The sequence below is a fragment of the Bacillus sp. V2I10 genome, from assembly GCF_030817055.1.
In the GTDB taxonomy this organism is placed as follows: Bacteria; Bacillota; Bacilli; order Bacillales; family Bacillaceae; genus Bacillus_P.
Genome location: NZ_JAUSYV010000001.1, coordinates 3,502,919 through 3,520,939, shown reverse-complemented (window position 1 = coordinate 3,520,939; position 18,021 = coordinate 3,502,919). Strand labels below are relative to the sequence as shown.

16 protein-coding genes are annotated in these 18,021 nt (G+C 40.2%); all 16 read left to right on the top strand.

From position 1 onward, the window contains the following. Window positions 1-36 precede the first annotated feature (36 nt). The 16 genes from dapA (at window position 37) to QFZ72_RS17705 (ending at window position 18,013) form a co-directional block, all read left to right on the top strand. Window positions 37-909, top strand: coding sequence for a 4-hydroxy-tetrahydrodipicolinate synthase (dapA, locus tag QFZ72_RS17780; RefSeq protein WP_307435809.1), 873 nt, complete (start codon window positions 37-39; stop codon window positions 907-909). 178 nt (window positions 910-1,087) lie between these two features. Next, on the top strand, window positions 1,088-2,752 hold the full coding sequence (locus QFZ72_RS17775; RefSeq protein WP_307435807.1) for a ribonuclease J: 1,665 nt from the start codon (window positions 1,088-1,090) through the stop codon (window positions 2,750-2,752). A 146-nt stretch (window positions 2,753-2,898) separates the two neighbouring features. Then, entirely contained in the window at window positions 2,899-3,630 is a 732-nt protein-coding gene (locus QFZ72_RS17770) for a ClpP family protease (protein ID WP_373464705.1), read from the top strand. Continuing rightward, entirely contained in the window at window positions 3,627-3,854 is a 228-nt protein-coding gene (locus tag QFZ72_RS17765) for a YlzJ-like family protein (RefSeq protein WP_284016640.1), read from the top strand. The genes QFZ72_RS17770 and QFZ72_RS17765 overlap by 4 nt, the downstream gene beginning before the upstream one ends. Window positions 3,855-4,111: 257 nt before the next feature. Next, window positions 4,112-6,460: an FtsK/SpoIIIE family DNA translocase gene (locus tag QFZ72_RS17760; protein WP_307435801.1), complete on the top strand. Its 2,349-nt coding sequence runs from the start codon at window positions 4,112-4,114 to the stop codon at window positions 6,458-6,460. A gap of 267 nt (window positions 6,461-6,727) precedes the next feature. Then, window positions 6,728-7,453: a GntR family transcriptional regulator gene (locus tag QFZ72_RS17755; protein ID WP_307435798.1), complete on the top strand. Its 726-nt coding sequence runs from the start codon at window positions 6,728-6,730 to the stop codon at window positions 7,451-7,453. A 97-nt stretch (window positions 7,454-7,550) separates the two neighbouring features. Continuing rightward, complete coding sequence (locus tag QFZ72_RS17750) at window positions 7,551-8,603, top strand: BMP family lipoprotein (RefSeq protein ID WP_373464607.1); 1,053 nt, start codon at window positions 7,551-7,553, stop codon at window positions 8,601-8,603. Window positions 8,604-8,854: 251 nt separating this feature from the next. Next, window positions 8,855-10,384, top strand: coding sequence for an ABC transporter ATP-binding protein (locus QFZ72_RS17745; protein WP_307439837.1), 1,530 nt, complete (start codon window positions 8,855-8,857; stop codon window positions 10,382-10,384). Further along, a complete protein-coding gene (locus tag QFZ72_RS17740) occupies window positions 10,381-11,427 on the top strand; it encodes an ABC transporter permease (protein ID WP_307435794.1) in 1,047 nt (348 codons plus the stop codon). The genes QFZ72_RS17745 and QFZ72_RS17740 overlap by 4 nt, the downstream gene beginning before the upstream one ends. Before the next feature lie 15 nt (window positions 11,428-11,442). Further along, the gene (locus QFZ72_RS17735) at window positions 11,443-12,387 is read left to right on the top strand and encodes an ABC transporter permease (RefSeq protein WP_373464704.1); all 945 of its coding nucleotides are present in this window, start codon (window positions 11,443-11,445) and stop codon (window positions 12,385-12,387) included. A 246-nt stretch (window positions 12,388-12,633) separates the two neighbouring features. After that, the gene (locus tag QFZ72_RS17730; protein ID WP_307435788.1) at window positions 12,634-13,119 is read left to right on the top strand and encodes an MFS transporter; all 486 of its coding nucleotides are present in this window, start codon (window positions 12,634-12,636) and stop codon (window positions 13,117-13,119) included. 160 nt (window positions 13,120-13,279) lie between these two features. After that, a complete protein-coding gene (yfmF, locus tag QFZ72_RS17725; RefSeq protein ID WP_307435786.1) occupies window positions 13,280-14,563 on the top strand; it encodes an EF-P 5-aminopentanol modification-associated protein YfmF in 1,284 nt (427 codons plus the stop codon). Further along, complete coding sequence (gene yfmH, locus QFZ72_RS17720; RefSeq protein ID WP_307435783.1) at window positions 14,560-15,846, top strand: EF-P 5-aminopentanol modification-associated protein YfmH; 1,287 nt, start codon at window positions 14,560-14,562, stop codon at window positions 15,844-15,846. The genes yfmF and yfmH overlap by 4 nt, the downstream gene beginning before the upstream one ends. 65 nt (window positions 15,847-15,911) lie before the next feature. Continuing rightward, a complete protein-coding gene (gene ymfI / locus QFZ72_RS17715) occupies window positions 15,912-16,628 on the top strand; it encodes an elongation factor P 5-aminopentanone reductase (RefSeq protein WP_307435780.1) in 717 nt (238 codons plus the stop codon). A 79-nt stretch (window positions 16,629-16,707) separates the two neighbouring features. Next, complete coding sequence (locus QFZ72_RS17710) at window positions 16,708-16,965, top strand: DUF3243 domain-containing protein (RefSeq protein ID WP_223442477.1); 258 nt, start codon at window positions 16,708-16,710, stop codon at window positions 16,963-16,965. A gap of 256 nt (window positions 16,966-17,221) precedes the next feature. Beyond that, the gene (locus tag QFZ72_RS17705; RefSeq protein ID WP_307435777.1) at window positions 17,222-18,013 is read left to right on the top strand and encodes a DUF3388 domain-containing protein; all 792 of its coding nucleotides are present in this window, start codon (window positions 17,222-17,224) and stop codon (window positions 18,011-18,013) included. Window positions 18,014-18,021: the final 8 nt, after the last annotated feature.

The following is an 18,021-nucleotide window of genomic DNA, read 5'->3' as shown; positions in this document are numbered from 1 at the left end:
AAGAAAGTCTCAAGAGGATAAAAAAGGAGTGTCACAATGATTGACTTTGGTAAGATATCTACAGCCATGGTAACCCCATTTGATAAAAATGGAAACATTGATTTTGCTAAAACATCACAGCTTGTAAATTTTTTAATTAAGAATGGGTCTGATTCATTAGTTGTGGCAGGAACAACTGGAGAATCTCCTACACTTACATCAGAAGAAAAGATTGCATTATTCAAGCATGTTGTCTCTGAAGTGAACGGCAGAGTCCCTGTTATTGCCGGCACGGGAAGCAATAACACAAAAGCATCAATCGGCCTGACAAAAAAAGCAGAAGCTGCAGGAGTTGACGCAGTTATGCTTGTAGCACCTTACTACAATAAGCCGAATCAAGAAGGGCTTTACCTGCATTTTAAAACCATTGCAGAGGCAACTGAGCTTCCGGTAATGATTTACAATGTCCCGGGACGCACGGCAGTAAGCATTTCTCCTGATACCATCGCCCGCCTTGCAGAGCTTCCAAATGTGGTCGCTGTGAAAGAAGCGAGCGGTGATTTGGAAGCAATGTCTGAAATTATCTCAAAAACTCCAGAGGATTTTGCTTTATATTCTGGAGATGACGGCTTAACACTTCCTGTTCTTTCAATCGGGGGTGCGGGGATTGTTTCTGTAGCATCACATGTTATCGGCAATGAAATGCAGGAAATGATCACAGCTTTTAACGCGGGTGAAAATGTAAGAGCAGGCGCCATTCACCGTCAGCTTCTTCCCATTATGAAACAGCTTTTCAAAGCTCCTAATCCGGCACCGGTTAAAACGGCTCTTCAGCTTAAAGGGCTAGACGTCGGACCTGTAAGATTGCCGCTCGTCTCATTAACTGAAACGGAAAGAAATGAATTGACGAAAGTCATCTCTTCCATCTAAAACCAGAGGACCAATCACAGGATTGGTCCTTTTTACCACAATATATGAAAATGTCCTCACTTTCTTTTCATTTCCTGCTTAGATTTCAGCCCCAAGAGATTATTTCCTTGTATTCCATTTCTTTCATCAGTTATAATAAGCATTAGTTGTATTGGACGGGTTCAGGGAGGATTACCAATTGAATAAACAGACAGAAAACATCAAGATTATTGCCCTAGGCGGAGTTGGAGAAATTGGCAAGAATTTGTATGTCATTGAAATCGATCATAACATCTTTATCGTTGATGCTGGATTAATGTATCCAGAAGCCGGGATGTTAGGGATTGATATGGTCATTCCTGACATTACATACTTGCGGGAGAATGCAGATCGGGTGAAGGGCATCTTTTTAACACATGGTCACGACGAGAACATTGGCGGCGTTTTCTATGTGCTGAGACATCTGTCCATTCCGGTTTATGGAACAAAACTGACTCTTGCTTTAGTGTCCCAAAAAGTAAAAGAACTAAATCCGAAACAAAAAGCAGATTATCAGGAAGTTGATTCTACCACTGTTTTAGATTTTGATGGCGTGAATGTATCTTTCTTCAGAACGATTCACAGCATCCCTGATTCAGTCGGAGTATGCTTCCATACATCACTAGGAGCGATTGTGCACACAGGGGATTTTAAATTTGATACAACTCCTGTGCTCAATACGAGCTCTGATTTAGGCAAAATGGCCATGATCGGAGAGCGAGGTGTCCTTTGCCTTCTGTCTGACAGTACAAATGCCGAACGGCCAGGCTTTACAGCTTCTGAAACCGTTGTGGGGCATGAGATTTCAGATGCTATGTACAATGCAAATGGAAGAACGATTGTAGCGATTTATGCATCAAACATCAACCGCATCGTTCAGGTGATTGAAGCTGCATCTGATAATAAGAGAAAACTGGTCCTGCTTGGAAATTCAATAAAAAATGTTTATGAAATTGCAAAAAATTTAGGATACATCACTGAAAGTGAAAATTTAATCATACCCGTCCAAGATATCGATAAATATCCTAAAAATGAAGTAGCGATTCTGACAACAGGTCATCAGGGAGAACCACTCACTGTATTAACCCGTATGGCAAAAGGCGCACATAAACAAATCCGAATTGAAAAAGATGATACAGTTATTATCTCTGCGACACCTGTTCCAGGAAATGAGCTTCATTTTTCTAAGACAGTGGATTTACTCTACCGCGCTGGTGCCAATGTCATTTTCGGACAAAAGCAAATTCATGTATCAGGGCACGGCAGCCAGGAAGAATTAAAATTGATGCTGAATATGATGAAGCCAAAATACTTTATTCCGATTAACGGCGAGTACAAAATGCAAAAAGCACATGCTAAACTTGCTAAATCCGCCGGAATAGAAACCGAGAATATTTTCGTTGTTGAAAAAGGCGATGTGATTGAGCTCTCTCAGAATAAAGTTAAATCGATATCTAAAGTGCCTTCAGGGAATGTTCTGATAGACGGTTTGGGCGTTGGCGATATTGGAAACATTGTGCTGCGAGACCGGAGACTTCTTTCTCAAGACGGCATTCTCATTGTCGTAGTTACACTGGATCGCTCTAAAAAAATAATGATTTCCGGACCTGAGATCATTTCTAGAGGATTTGTCTATGTAAGGGAATCGGAAGAACTTATTTTAAAAGCTTCTGAAATGGTAACTGATATTGTTGAAAAAAGCATGCAGGGCCATGGAATTGAATGGTCTGCATTAAAATTAAATATCCGTGAGGCGCTGAATCGTTTCTTATTTGAACAAACGAAGCGCAGACCGATGATTTTACCGATCATCATGGAAATCTAAACAAAAGGAGCCTTTTTAAAGGCTCCTTTTTTAACTGGAAAAGGACCTAATTTTTACCCCTTTCGAATGTTTTCAGGCAGACCTGCGAATAATAAAAACATTGATGAAAGGAAGGGTGAAGCAACATGAGCAAAGATTCCCGCTACATACAGGAAAATTCAGAACAGAATGGGGATAAACAAGAGGGGAAGGAACCTTCTCTAGTTGAAAAAATTCAGCAGCTTGGACAGACAAATGTTCCGCAATTATCCCAGGATGCAAGTATTCATTGCCTGACAATCATCGGGCAAATAGAAGGACATATTCAGCTTCCTCCTCAAAATAAAACGACTAAATATGAGCATGTCATCCCGCAAATCGTAGCCATTGAGCAAAATCCAAAAATAGAAGGACTCCTTATAGTGCTGAATACTGTTGGCGGAGACGTTGAAGCAGGTCTTGCAATTGCTGAAATGCTTGCATCTTTATCAAAGCCTACTGTTTCAATTGTTTTAGGCGGAGGTCATTCCATTGGCGTGCCAATTGCGGTTTCTTGCGACTACTCTTTTATAGCAGAAACAGCAACTATGACGATACATCCAGTCAGATTAACTGGTTTAGTCATCGGAGTGCCGCAGACGTTTGAGTATATGGACAAAATGCAGGATCGAGTTGTTAATTTTGTAACAAAACACTCAAATATTACGGAAGAAAAGTTTAAAGAACTCATGTTTTCAAAAGGCAATTTAACTCGGGATATCGGAACGAATGTTGTCGGCAATGACGCAGTAGACTACGGGCTGATTGACGGAGTCGGCGGTGTAGGCCAGGCGATCATGAAGTTAAATGAAATGATTGGCAAGAAAGACGAATCCGGCGAGGAGCAAATGCTGCAATGATTTTATACACATCCATGCCTGAAGAGCTCATATTCCCTGTACAAACAGCTGATTTTGAGAGTGTTTCAACCATCGAAATGAATGGACTGCAAATGGTTGTCAGACAGACCGAACAGAATCAATATGAAATTGTCCGGCTTTTAAGTACAGATCCGCAGGATTTTTTAAACGAGCAGTACTCTCCGGGACAAAAAATTTCTATGACATTCTCGTTTTCCTCATAATATGCTATACTAATTTTACACAAACATGTCCGCAGCCTGCATTTGGCTGCTTTCTTTGTTTATAAAGGCTTTTTTCGTGAAATTTTGCTGTTTCAGTCTTATGTTAAAAACCGGCTTCTGGATTTTTTATAGTCAATAATTATATCTCTGCTTTTTATATGCAAAGAGCTCTCGACATTAACTGAAATGCTGGGACTGATTCACAGCAATTTATGCGAAATCAGCCATTAGCAAATTTAATACATAGGTGATAACTAATGGCAAAACAAAAACGGAGACAAAAGAAAAAAACGGATGATTGGCGGCATACTTTGAAGTTTGAATTAATAGGATTAGTTCTTCTGGCTATTTCCCTGATTGCGATTTCAAATTTAGGCTTTGTCGGAAAAGCGTTCGTTTACTTGTTCAGATTTTTTATTGGTGAATGGTATATGGCAGCCTTAATTGGCATGCTTGTTCTTTCTGGTTATGTAATGTGGAACAGAAGATGGCCGTCTTTATTTTCAAGACAGATAGTCGGTTTGTATTGCATCCTTTCTGCTATCTTGCTTCTCAGTCATGTCACTCTGTTTCAGATGCTTACAAAAAAAGGGGCGCTCTCTTCACCGAGCGTCATAACCAACACGTGGGAACTATTTTTTATGGAGGTTAACGGGCAGATAAGAACGCCTGATCTTGGGGGCGGGATGATTGGAGCCATTCTTTTTGCAGCATCTTATTACTTATTTGCTGCAGCGGGATCACGAATCGTTTCATTTATTCTGATCTTAATAGGAATTGTGCTTGTTACTGGGAGATCTCTCGGTTCAACACTCGGCAAAATCATTGCGCCATTTCTGCGTTTTATGAAAACGCAGGCCATTGCCTTTTACGAAGATATGAAAAACCTCCCTCAATCGATAAAGAATGCAAAAAAAGCAGAAACCTCCAAACCTAAAAAAGCTAAAAAAGAGCGAAGGCATAAAGAGGAACCTGATGAGGAAGAAGAAACTGAAATCGTTCATATTGAGCCGATTATTTCAAGTTTTGCAGACCGGGATGACCTTGAAATTAAAGCATTTGATCAGGAACAGGTACAGGATAAGCATGAGCCCCCTGTCAGAACTCCGAAAAAGAAGGCTGAAACTGCCGATGAGCCGGCAGTCCCTCCGATTACTTTCACTGAAGTAGAGAATAAATCGTATCTGCTGCCATCCCTTGATCTTTTATCACAGCCAAAGGTCAACAGTCAGCAAACGGATAAAAAGAACATTTATGAAAATGCACGCAAGCTTGAAAAAACGTTTCAGAGCTTTGGGGTAAAAGCGAAAGTGACACAAGTTCATCTAGGTCCCGCTGTAACGAAATATGAAGTTTATCCTGATGTGGGCGTAAAGGTAAGTAAAATTGTGAATCTTAGTGATGATTTAGCCCTTGCACTTGCTGCCAAAGACATTCGGATCGAAGCGCCTATACCAGGAAAGTCAGCAATAGGAATTGAAGTTCCTAATTCTGAGATTGCTATGGTATCTCTGCGCGAAGTGCTTGAATCGAAAGCAAATGACCGTCCGGAGGCTAAGCTTCTCATGGGACTCGGCAGAGATATATCGGGGGATGCAGTTCTTGCCGAAATGAACAAAATGCCTCATCTTCTTGTTGCCGGATCTACAGGCAGCGGGAAAAGTGTATGCATCAACGGCATCATTACGAGCATACTGATGAGAGCAAAGCCTCATGAAGTGAAAATGATGATGATTGATCCTAAGATGGTAGAGCTGAATGTATATAACGGAATCCCGCATTTATTAGCGCCAGTCGTTACAGATCCGAAAAAAGCATCTCAGGCTTTAAAAAAGGTAGTTAATGAAATGGAGAGAAGATATGAACTTTTCTCTCATACAGGGACAAGAAATATTGAAGGCTACAATGAGTATATTAGAAGATCAAATTTAGAAGAAGGAACGAAAAATCCGGAGTTTCCCTATATCGTTGTGATTGTGGATGAGCTCGCAGATTTGATGATGGTAGCCTCTTCAGATGTGGAAGATTCCATCACGCGCCTTTCACAAATGGCTCGGGCAGCGGGCATTCATTTAATTATTGCCACGCAGCGTCCTTCTGTCGATGTTATCACGGGTGTGATTAAAGCAAATATACCATCAAGAATTGCGTTCAGTGTTTCGTCCCAGACAGATTCAAGAACGATTCTAGACATGGGCGGGGCAGAGAAGCTGCTTGGACGCGGCGATATGCTGTTTCTTCCAGTAGGTGCATCAAAACCAGTTAGGGTACAGGGAGCATTTTTATCAGATGAAGAGGTCGAGCACGTTGTATCATATGTGATTTCTCAGCAAAGAGCTCAATATCAGGAGGAAATGATACCGAGCGAGACAGCAGAAGTAAAGGAAGAGGTCAATGATGATCTTTATGATGATGCTGTTCAGTTAGTTCTGGAGATGCAGACAGCTTCTGTATCGATGCTTCAAAGACGCTTCAGAGTAGGCTATACGAGAGCTGCGAGATTGATTGATGCAATGGAAGACCGGGGCGTAGTTGGTCCATACGAAGGAAGCAAGCCTAGAGAAGTGCTGCTTTCTAAAGATCATTATGATGAAGTAAGTTCGTAAAGAAAGGTGCTGCGTGCCTTTCTTTTTTTTGTCCAATAGAATGAAAACTGAAAATAGTAAATATTGAATAGAATAAACCAGGCTTTTTTGTGAAGAATTCTCTATAAAAAAATAAGCTCTAGTGAGAAAGGGCTATCAATTTTCGACAAATTTAATAATTTACTATTTATTTATTTCAGAATACATGGTATATTATTTTCGATTAGAGAAAGGGTATAACATCAGATGTCTGATCTCTGGATTGAATCGATTAGACGGAGGCATAATATGACTATAAAAACAGATAACCGTCATTTATATTTGCAAGTCATTGATAAAATTAAAGAAGATATAGAAAATGGCACGTATGTTGAAAAAGAAAAACTTCCCTCTGAGTATGAGCTTTCAAAGAAGCTCGGAGTCAGCCGCGCGACACTGAGAGAAGCGCTGCGCATTCTTGAAGAAGAAAACGTTATTATTCGCCGCCATGGCGTTGGCACGTTCATTAACTCCAAACCGCTGTTCACCTCTGGAATCGAACAATTAAATAGTGTGACAAAGATGATTGAACAGGCAAACATGGTTCCCGGAACGATCTTCCTATCTTCTCAAGTAAACAGTCCTACAGAGGAAGATGTTAAACGCTTTAAAAGCCGCACAAGTGATGATATCTTTCTCCTTGAACGCGTCAGAACGGCAAATGGAAAGCCTGTTGTATATTGCCTTGACAAAATTCCAAGACACATCCTTCCCCAATCATTCATTCACGAGCAGGAATCGCTGTTTGAATTGCTTCAGGAAGAGGCTGGGCGCTATATTTCTTATGCAGTAACTCACATAGAACCAATTGGATACCACGAAAAGATTTCCCCAATTCTTGAATGTGATCCTGAAACCGCACTTTTATGTTTAAAACAAATGCATTTTGATGAAAACGATCAACCCGTTTTATTTTCACTGAATTACTTCCGTGCTGATCAATTTAGCTTCCATGTGGTAAGAAAGCGCTTGTAATAATGTTTGCAACTATAAGGAGGTGGTTCCAAGGACGAAGGTGTTTTGGACATAGGCTCTTATAAACTATTATGTCAAATTAATATTTAGGGGGAAAATGAACTTGAAAAAACGATTAGGATTATCATTGTCACTTGTTCTTGCTGCGGGTACTTTGCTTAGCGCGTGCGGATCATCTGAAGATAAAGATAATGCAGGTGGAGACAAAAAAGAAGGCTTCTCTGTTGCAATGGTTACAGATACAGGCGGAGTTGACGACAAATCATTTAACCAATCTGCATGGGAAGGCATTCAGTCTTTCGGTGAGGACAATGGCCTTGAAAAAGGGACAGGCGGATTTGATTACCTTCAATCTCAAAGTGACGCAGATTATGAAACAAACTTAAACAAATTAGTTCGTCAAAAATTCGATTTAGTTTATGGAATCGGCTACTTAATGACAGATGCTGTTACAAAAATCGCTGATCAGCAAAAGGATGCTAACTTTGCAATCGTTGACAGCGTAGTAGACAAGCCTAACGTTGCAAGCATCACTTTTAAAGAGCATGAGGGCTCTTACCTTGTGGGTGTTGCTGCCGGACTTTCAACAAAATCAAACAAAGTAGGATTTGTTGGCGGAATGGAAGGCTCATTAATCAAAAAGTTTGAAGTTGGATTTGTAGAAGGCGTTAAAGCAGCTAATCCTGACGCAGAAGTAATCGTTCAGTATGCTGGTACGTTCAGTGATGCAGCTAAAGGGCAGCAAGTTGCTGAAATTATGTACGGACAAGGCGCAGACGTTATTTATCACGCAGCAGGCGGAGCTGGAAACGGCGTATTCACGGCAGCAGTTGATTTGAAAACGAAAAACCCTGACAAAGACGCATGGGTTATTGGAGTTGACCGCGATCAGCATGAGCTTGGAGAAGGCGACGGCTTCAACGTAACTCTTACTTCTATGGTTAAAGGCGTTGACGTAGCTGTTAAAGACTTAGCTGAGAAATCTAAGAACGGTGACTTCCCTGGAGGAGAGATCATTGAATATGGTCTTAAAGAAAACGGTGTAGGAATTGCTCCGACACAGGATAACCTATCCGAAGAAGTTATTGCTAAAGTTGATGAATACAAGCAAAAAATCATCGACGGTGAAATTAAAGTTCCTTTTGAATAAGCACTAAACAATATAACTGATAAAAAGGCTAGGAACAAACTAGCCTTTTTATTAGCCTGAAAAGTCGCCTGACTAAAAGTTTATAATGAAAAATAGTTCGATTTGCACAGCATTCATTGAGGGGATTATAGATTTTTAGTTGGTGATTTTAAATGGAAGTCAATGAAACTATTAATACAAGGGTAAACATAAATTTCCTAACATCTATCATCTTAATCATCAATGAGCTTCAGGAAAAAGGAGTGATCATGTTGGAATATGTAATTGAAATGCTTGGAATTCGCAAAGAATTTCCGGGAATCGTCGCAAACGATAATATCAATTTACAGGTAAAAAAGGGCGAAATCCACGCGCTTTTGGGAGAAAATGGCGCAGGAAAATCGACTTTAATGAACGTTCTATTCGGTCTATATCAGCCCGAAAAAGGCGAGATAAGAGTAAAAGGCAAGACTGTCAATATTACCAACCCTAACATTGCAAATGATCTGGGAATAGGTATGGTACACCAACATTTCATGCTTGTCAATAATTTTTCAGTTACTGAAAATATTATTCTCGGCAATGAGCCTACTAAAACAGGAAAAATCAATTTGAAGGATGCAGAAAAGCAGGTAAAAGATATCTCAGAGAAATATGGACTTGCTGTAAATCCTTCTGCAAAAATAAGTGATATTTCTGTTGGAACGCAGCAGCGTGTGGAGATTTTAAAAACGCTTTACCGCGGAGCTGAAATCTTAATTTTTGATGAGCCGACAGCTGTGCTTACTCCACAGGAAATCAAAGAATTGATCGGCATCATGAAAACACTTATCAAAGAAGGCAAATCAATCATATTGATTACTCATAAACTGAAAGAAATTATGGAAGTCTGTGACCGTGTTACCGTTATTCGAAAAGGTGAAGGAATCGGCACTGTGAATGTAGCCGAGACAAATCCGAACGAACTCGCAGCACTGATGGTAGGAAGAGAGGTTCTCTTTACTACGCAAAAAAAAGAAGCTGTTCCAGCAGAAGAAGTGCTGAAAATTGAAGACCTTGTCGTCAAAGACAGCCGGAATGTAACCGTTATTGATTCATTGAATCTATCTGTTAAAGCCGGTGAAATTGTCGGAATCGCAGGAGTGGACGGCAACGGTCAATCTGAATTGATAGAAGCCATCACCGGATTAATGACGTCAGAGTCAGGCTCCATTCTTTTAAATGGCAAAGATATCCGAAATCAGCGTCCACGTCAGATAACTGAAGCAGGTGTAGGACATATCCCGCAGGATCGCCACAAGCATGGATTGGTGCTGGATTTTCCGGTCGGTGAAAATATGGTCCTGCAAACCTATTATCAGAAGCCTTATTCAAAAAAAGGCGTGCTTAATTTTAAAGCGATTTATGACAAAGCCGAAAAGCTGATCAAAGAGTTTGATGTCAGAACTCCAAGCAGTTCTACACTTGCACGTGCACTTTCAGGAGGAAATCAGCAAAAAGCCATCATTGGCCGTGAAGTAGACAGAGATCCTGATTTGCTGATTGCAGCACAGCCGACAAGGGGACTTGATGTCGGTGCGATTGAATTTATTCATAGACGCTTAATTGAGCAGAGAGATAAAGGAAAAGCTGTTCTTCTCATCTCCTTTGAACTTGAGGAAATCATGAATGTAAGCGACCGGATCGCTGTTATATATGAAGGGAAAATCGTTGCGATTGTAAATCCAAAGGAGACAACTGAGCAGGAACTAGGTTTGCTCATGGCAGGAAGCAGCCGCAGGGAAGCAGGTGCATCATCATGAATATAGCACGCTATCTTAATATTATTGTACCCGTAATTGCTGTATTGCTTGGATTGATCTGCGGAGCGATTATCATGCTCGTTACAGGATATGACCCAGTAGCCGGCTACACTGCATTATGGAACGGAATCTTCGGAGATACCTACTATATCGGGGAAACCATTCGCCAGTTAACTCCATATATTTTTGCCGGACTTGCTGTAGCTTTTGCATTCCGCACAGGTTTATTCAATATCGGAGTTGAAGGACAGCTGATTGTAGGCTGGTTTGCAGCTGTATGGGTTGGGGTAGCATTTGAACTTCCAAAAATCATTCATTTGCCGCTCTCAATTATTGTTGCTGCCTTTGCTGGTGCGTTATGGGGATTCATACCAGGGCTATTGAAAGCGAAATTCAAAGTTCATGAAGTAATCGTGACGATCATGATGAACTATATTGCCTTATATTTAACTAACCATTTAATTCAGTATGTTTTATCTGATAAAGGGGATAAATCAGAAAATATTTTCCCTTCTGCTTCATTAAGCTCTGAATTCTTCCAGACAATGACAGACTATTCAAGAATGCACTATGGAATATTCCTTGCGTTAATTGGAGCTCTAGTCATGTGGTTCCTGCTTGAGAAGACAACTAAAGGATATGAACTCAGATCAGTAGGATTTAATCAGGATGCTGCACAATATGCAGGTATGAATGTAAGTCGCAACATTATCCTTTCAATGGTCATTTCAGGGGCATTTGCAGGAATTGCCGGTGCCATGGAAGGGCTTGGAACATTCCAGTATGTTTCAGTTAAAGGAGGATTTACAGGTGTCGGATTTGATGGAATCGCTGTAGCCCTTTTGGGAGGAAACACAGCCCTCGGCATCATCTTCGCAGCTGCTTTATTTGGCGGTTTAAAAGTAGGGGCACTTAACATGCCGTCTGAAGCCGGAGTGCCTTATGAGCTTGTTGAAATTGTTATAGCACTAATTATTCTTTTCGTTGCTTCAAGCTATTTCATACGTTGGATTTTACTGCGTTTCAAGAAGGAGGGGAAATAAGTGAGCATTCTGCAAATGCTAGAACTCATCATCCCTACAGCGTTATTCGTTGCCGCTCCGCTTATTTTCACTGCACTTGGAGGCATGTTCAGTGAACGGTCCGGAGTAGTTAATATAGGGCTTGAAGGATTAATGGTTATTGGAGCCTTCGTTGCCATCGTTTTTAACCTGACATACGCCGACGCATTCGGAGATGCAACCCCGTGGCTTTCCATTTTAGTTGCGATGGGTGCAGGAGCGCTGCTCTCCATTCTTCATGCGGTAGCATCGATCACATTCCGTGCCGATCAGGTTGTAAGCGGAGTAGCCATTAACTTTCTTGCCATCGGTTTATCGCTTTTTCTTGTAAAATTGTTTTACGGAAAAGGACAAACAGATCGCATTACAGAAAGTTTCAGCAAAATTGATATACCGCTGCTGAGCGATATACCTGTAATCGGACCGCTATTTTTCTCAAATGGATATATTACAACTTACATTGCGATTATTACAGCGTTTGCCGTTTGGTTTGTCATGTATAAAACACCTTTTGGTCTTCGTTTGCGTTCAGTCGGAGAACATCCGATGGCAGCAGATACGATGGGTATTAATGTTGTAAAAATGCGTTATATCGGCGTTATTTTAAGCGGAGCTTTCGCAGGTGTCGGCGGTGCTGTTTATGCGACAATCATTGCTCGTGATTTCAGCCATGCAACAATCAGCGGACAGGGATTCATGGCTCTTGCTGCTCTTATCTTCGGTAAATGGCATCCTCTTGGTGCTATGGGAGCTGCCATTTTCTTTGGACTGGCCCAGGGTCTGAGCGTAATCGGCGGTCAGCTGCCATTGCTTGAAGGCATACCGACAATGTACTTGTTAATTACTCCTTACGTTTTAACAATCCTCGCTTTAACTGGATTCATTGGACGTGCAGATGCACCAAAAGCGCTTGGAACTCCTTACGAAAAAGGAAAACGCTAAAAAGACAAAAGCGGCCTGGCCTCATTTATTGAGGCCAGGCCGCTTTTATATTTTCTAAAAATCGCTGAGGACAGTTATTTCGGTGCCTCCGAGTATAGTTTTTTCAATTAGAGGCAAAATCTAAACAATGCAATAACAAAGGTGAAAAGAATGGGAGCGAAAAAGAAGCTTGATCTTATTGCTTTGTCATCTGTTCCGCTTGTATGATCGTCTTATTTGGCGTGCTTTTTTATTTGTCTGATACTCTTGAAAGCAATATACATTAAAGGGATTTATAAAGGAGCCATGCTTGCTGTTCCTCTGCTGGCCCTATCCATCAGTTCTTTTATTGCCGGGAGAAGAATTGGCCAGAATAAACAGCTGATGAAAATCGTCATTACTTTTGGCATGGCCCTTCTGACTGTATCCTTTGTTGTCATTAGAATACAGCATAGTTTTACTTTTTTAATTCTCTTTTTAATTATAAGCGGAGTTAGAATCGGCGTCTCTTTGCCTGCACTCGACGCGCTAATAACTGAAGGAGTTCAAAAGGAAGAACGGGGAACCATTATTTCGATTTACAGTTCAATGAGGTTTATAGAAGCAGGACCTCCTGTTTATGCCTATATTATGTCTGTTGGAGATCATTGGGTTTATTACGTTTCTGCGGGTGTAAGCTTGTTTGCTGTTTTAATTGTCCTATTCTTTATCAAACATTCAAAACAATCAAAACCTGCTTTAAAGCATGCTTAGGGCGCAAATTGGCTGCATTGCGTCTTTTCTTTCTTTATTGATTCAGGGTTAACATTTCCTTAATTATCCTAAAGTTGATATAATTACTAGAATGAATCCATAGGCTAATTTATAAAACAGGAAAAAATAAAATGGAATCTGTCACGCAAGGAGGGTTACAATGGATTTTTTAAAAGAACAAATTGAAACAATTAATGGGTTAACACTTCACACCGTTCAAACGAATAAATTTAAAACAAATTCACTTGTATTTAAAATGCTGGCACCGCTGAACGAAGAGGATGTCACATTCAGAGCGCTGCTGCCTTATATGCTGCAGCGGGGCACGAAATCTTTTCCGACCAGCACGGAGCTTAGAAAGCACCTTGATGAGCTTTACGGTGCGACCTTATTTGTGGATTTATCAAAAAAAGGCGATCATCATATCATATCGATCCGGATTGAAGTTGCAAATGAACGCTTTTTATCAGATCAGACACCCCTGCTGGAAAAAGCGCTTCATCTGCTGTCTGAAATCATCCTGTCTCCAGTTGTAAAGGATGAGTCATTCCCTGATGAAATCATAAATCAGGAAAAACGGACCATGAAACAGCGCATTCAGGCTGTATTTGATGACAAAATGAGATATTCCAATTTACGACTTGTTCAAGAGATGTGCAAGGATGAACCATATCGCCTGCATGTAAACGGGGAAATTGATCATCTAGAACAAATTACATCTGCAAGTCTGTATGAGTATTATAAAAAAGCTTTAAAAGAAGATAAAATGGATTTGTATGTTGTTGGCGATGTTTCAGCAGAAGAGGTCAGCGAGTATACAAAAAGATTCTTTACATTCAGCGAAAATGCTCATCAATCTGTAGAAAAATCCATCACTGAAAAAGAGATTTCAGAGCCAAATGAAGTGATTGAAAATCAGGATGTTAAACAAGGAAAATTGAACATCGGCTACCGCACCAACTGCACATATGGAGATCAATCCTACTATGCTTTGCAAGTGTTCAATGGCATTTTCGGCGGATTTTCGCATTCTAAGCTTTTCATTAATGTCCGTGAAAAAGAAAGCCTTGCTTACTATGCGGCTTCAAGAGTTGAGAGTCACAAAGGACTCTTAATGGTTATGTCAGGAATTGAATTTGCCAATTATGAACGTGCGGTAACGATTATTAAAGAACAGCTCGAAGCAATGAAAAATGGAGATTTTGAAGAAAAAGATATTGAACAGACTAAAGCAGTCATTAAAAATCAGCTCCTTGAAACGATTGATACTTCATACGGGTCTGTTGAAGTTCTCTATCATAACGTGATTTCCAATATAAATGAACCTTTTGATAAATATCTGCAGGGCATTGAAAAGGTTACAAAAGAGGAAATCATCGCGGCAGCTAAAAAGATTCAGCTTGATACGATCTATTTCTTAAAAGGAATGGAGGGTGCACAATGACAAAATCCATAAAGTTTGATCAGCTTCAAGAAGAACTCTTTTATGAAAAAATGAAAAATGGACTTGATGTATATGTCCTTCCTAAAAAAGGTTTTAATAAGACATATGCAACATTTACAACAAAATACGGTTCAATCGATAATCAATTTGTGCCTCTTGACCAAAATGAAATGAAATTAGTTCCAGATGGGATCGCTCATTTTTTAGAGCATAAGCTGTTTGAAAAAGAAGACGGAGACGTTTTTCAAGATTTCAGCAAGCAGGGTGCGTCTTCTAATGCCTTTACATCGTTTACACGAACGGCTTACCTATTTTCAAGCACGTCAAATGTCGAGAAGAATTTAGAAACGCTCATCGATTTCGTTCAGGAGCCTTATTTTAGTGAAAAATCAGTTGAGAAAGAAAAAGGCATCATCGGACAGGAGATTAATATGTACGATGACAATCCTGATTGGAGACTCTATTTTGGATTAATTCAGAATATGTTTCATAAACATCCGGTAGGAATTGATATTGCAGGAACCGTTGAATCTATTTCAAAAATTACAAAAGACCTGCTCTACGAATGCTACAATACGTTTTACCATCCAAGCAATATGCTGCTTTTTGTCGTTGGTCCGATCGATCCAGAGCAAATTCTTTCCCAAATCCGTGAAAATCAGGATAAGAAAGAATTTAAACCTCAATCCGAAATCAAACGTGCTGAAGTGGATGAACCGGATACTGTAGCAAAACCATTAGAAAAACTAAAAATGAACGTTCAATCTTCGAAGTGTTTAGTTGGGTTGAAGGCAAAACAGGCTGATCGGTCCGGTGAGGAGCTTTTAAAACACGAACTGTCAATGAACCTGATTCTTGATATGGTTTTTGGCAAAAGCACTGATACCTATACCCAGCTCTATGAGAATGGCCTTATCGATGACACATTCAGTTTTGATTACACGGAAGAGAACGGTTTTGGCTTTGCAATGATAGGCGGAGATACAGATCAGCCCGATCAGCTTGCTGAGGAAATTAAGAATACTCTGCTTAAGGCAAAACAGGAAGGCATTCCTGCAGAACGTCTTGAGAATGCCAAGAAAAAGAAAATCGGTTCTTTTCTAAGAGCGATTAATTCACCGGAATATATTGCGAACCAATTCACCCGCTATTCCTTTAATGAAATGAATTTGTTTGATGTTGTCCCGATGCTGGAACAATTGACAAATGATGATATTCACCATACGCTGAATGAAGTGATTGATGAAAAATTGTTTTCAGTCTGTCAAGTAGTACCGAAGTAAAGCATCCTTTCTAAGGATGTTTTTTTATCTTGAATAGGTATAGCCTTAATCTTAAGGAGAAAAAAATGAAAAAAACAGCTTTAATTACAGGTGCGAGCGGCGGAATCGGAAAAGCAATTGCCAAAAAGCTTGCATTGGAAGGGTATAAATTATATCTCCATTATCACAAAAATGAAGAAAGCATACTAAATCTTATAAAAGATCTGCAGGCTGACTGCACGATGGTAAAAACAGATCTTTCAATGGCGGATGGGCCGGGTCAGCTTGTGAAGCAGCTTGCAGATCCTATTGATTTGCTCGTGTTAAATAGCGGCAGGAGTTTCTTTGGATTAATAACAGATATGAAAGATGAAGAAATTCAGCAAATGGTACAGCTGCAAATAACAAGTCCCTATATGATTTCAAAGGAATTGATTCCTTCCATGGTAAGTAGAAAAAGCGGTAACATTGTTGTGATATCCTCCATTTGGGGAGAAATAGGCGCTTCTTGTGAAGTCCTTTACAGCATGGTTAAAGGCGGACAGAATACATTTGTAAAGGCACTGGCAAAAGAATTGGCCCCATCAGGCATCAGAGTCAATGCGATAGCGCCGGGAGCGGTTGCTACTGACATGCTTCAATCTTTTTCTGAGGAGGATCTGGCTGATCTTAAGGATGAAATTCCATTAGGGCGGATTGGCAAGCCTGAAGAGATTGCGGACGCTGTTTTGTTTTTATCCTCAAATCATGCAAGCTATATAACAGGTCAAGTGCTTTCAGTAAACGGCGGCTGGCATACATAAATTTTTTGCAGCTATCCGTATAAATCAGATCATGCAAGACAAACTAACATTGTATTCCACTTAATTAGGAGGGGTTATAATGTCTGTTTTAGAAAACTGGGATTCATGGAAAAATTTCCTCGGCGACCGTCTACATCACGCTGAAGGAGATGGAATGAAAACAGAAGCTGTAACTGACTTAGCTTACGAAATCGGTGATTACTTAGCAAAACAAGTTGATCCAAAAAATGATCAGGAAAGAGTACTGGCTGATCTTTGGAGCGTGGCTTCTAAAGAAGAACAGCATGCCATTGCAAACATGATGGTTAAACTAGTGCAAAATAATGGTACAAGATAAAGAGGGGACGCAGGTCCTCTCTTTTTTATGGAAAAAACAGAAATCAGTGATTAAGGATCCCTCTGAAAGTTCAATTTTCTGAAGACCTGTTCCAATCTAATCGATGAGTCTCGCAAAAGAATGAAAAAAGAGCCGTGCATTCTAGGTCCACATACCCCCTTTTATATTGTCAAGGAATTATTCTTTCCTCTTTCATCAAAATGCTTTATGATAAGGATATAGGTGTTATAGACCTGGTTTTGAAGGGGGTCCTTTTTTGGAGATGCAGGAATGGTATTTAGAGTATGAAATTCAAAAAAACCGTCCCGGACTTCTTGGCGATATTTCTTCGCTGCTCGGGATGCTTTCTATAAATATAGTCACTATTAACGGCGTGGATGACAGCCGCAGGGGGCTGCTTCTTAAGTGCTCGAATAATGAGCAAATCCAGCGTCTTGAATCGATTTTAGATACAATGGATCATATAAAAGTAACAAAATTGCGCAAGCCTAAATTAAGAGATACACTTGCTGTCCGGCACGGAAGATACATACAGCGTGATGCAGATGATAAAAAAACATTCCGGTTTGTAAGAGATGAGCTTGGACTGCTTGTGGACTTTTTGGCTGAATTATATAAGCAGGAAGGCCACAAACTGATCGGCATAAGAGGCATGCCCCGCGTCGGCAAAACAGAATCAATTGTCGCTTCAAGTGTGTGTGCAAACAAAAGATGGCTTTTTGTGTCTTCAACTTTATTAAAACAGACAATCAGAAGCCAGCTGATTGCAGATGAGTACAGTGTTGAGAATGTATTTATTATTGATGGGATTGTTTCCACAAGAAGAGGCTCTGAAAAGCATTTGCAGCTTGTGAGAGAAATAATGAGGCTGTCTGCTACAAAAGTTGTCGAGCATCCGGACATGTTTGTGCAAAATACAGAGTATACACTCGATGATTTTGACTATATAATTGAACTTCGAAACGATCCGGATGAAAAGATTACATATGAGGAAGCATCTGAACCTCAAATGTTTGATGAATCGAGTTTTTCCGGGTTTGATTTTTAGATATGGAA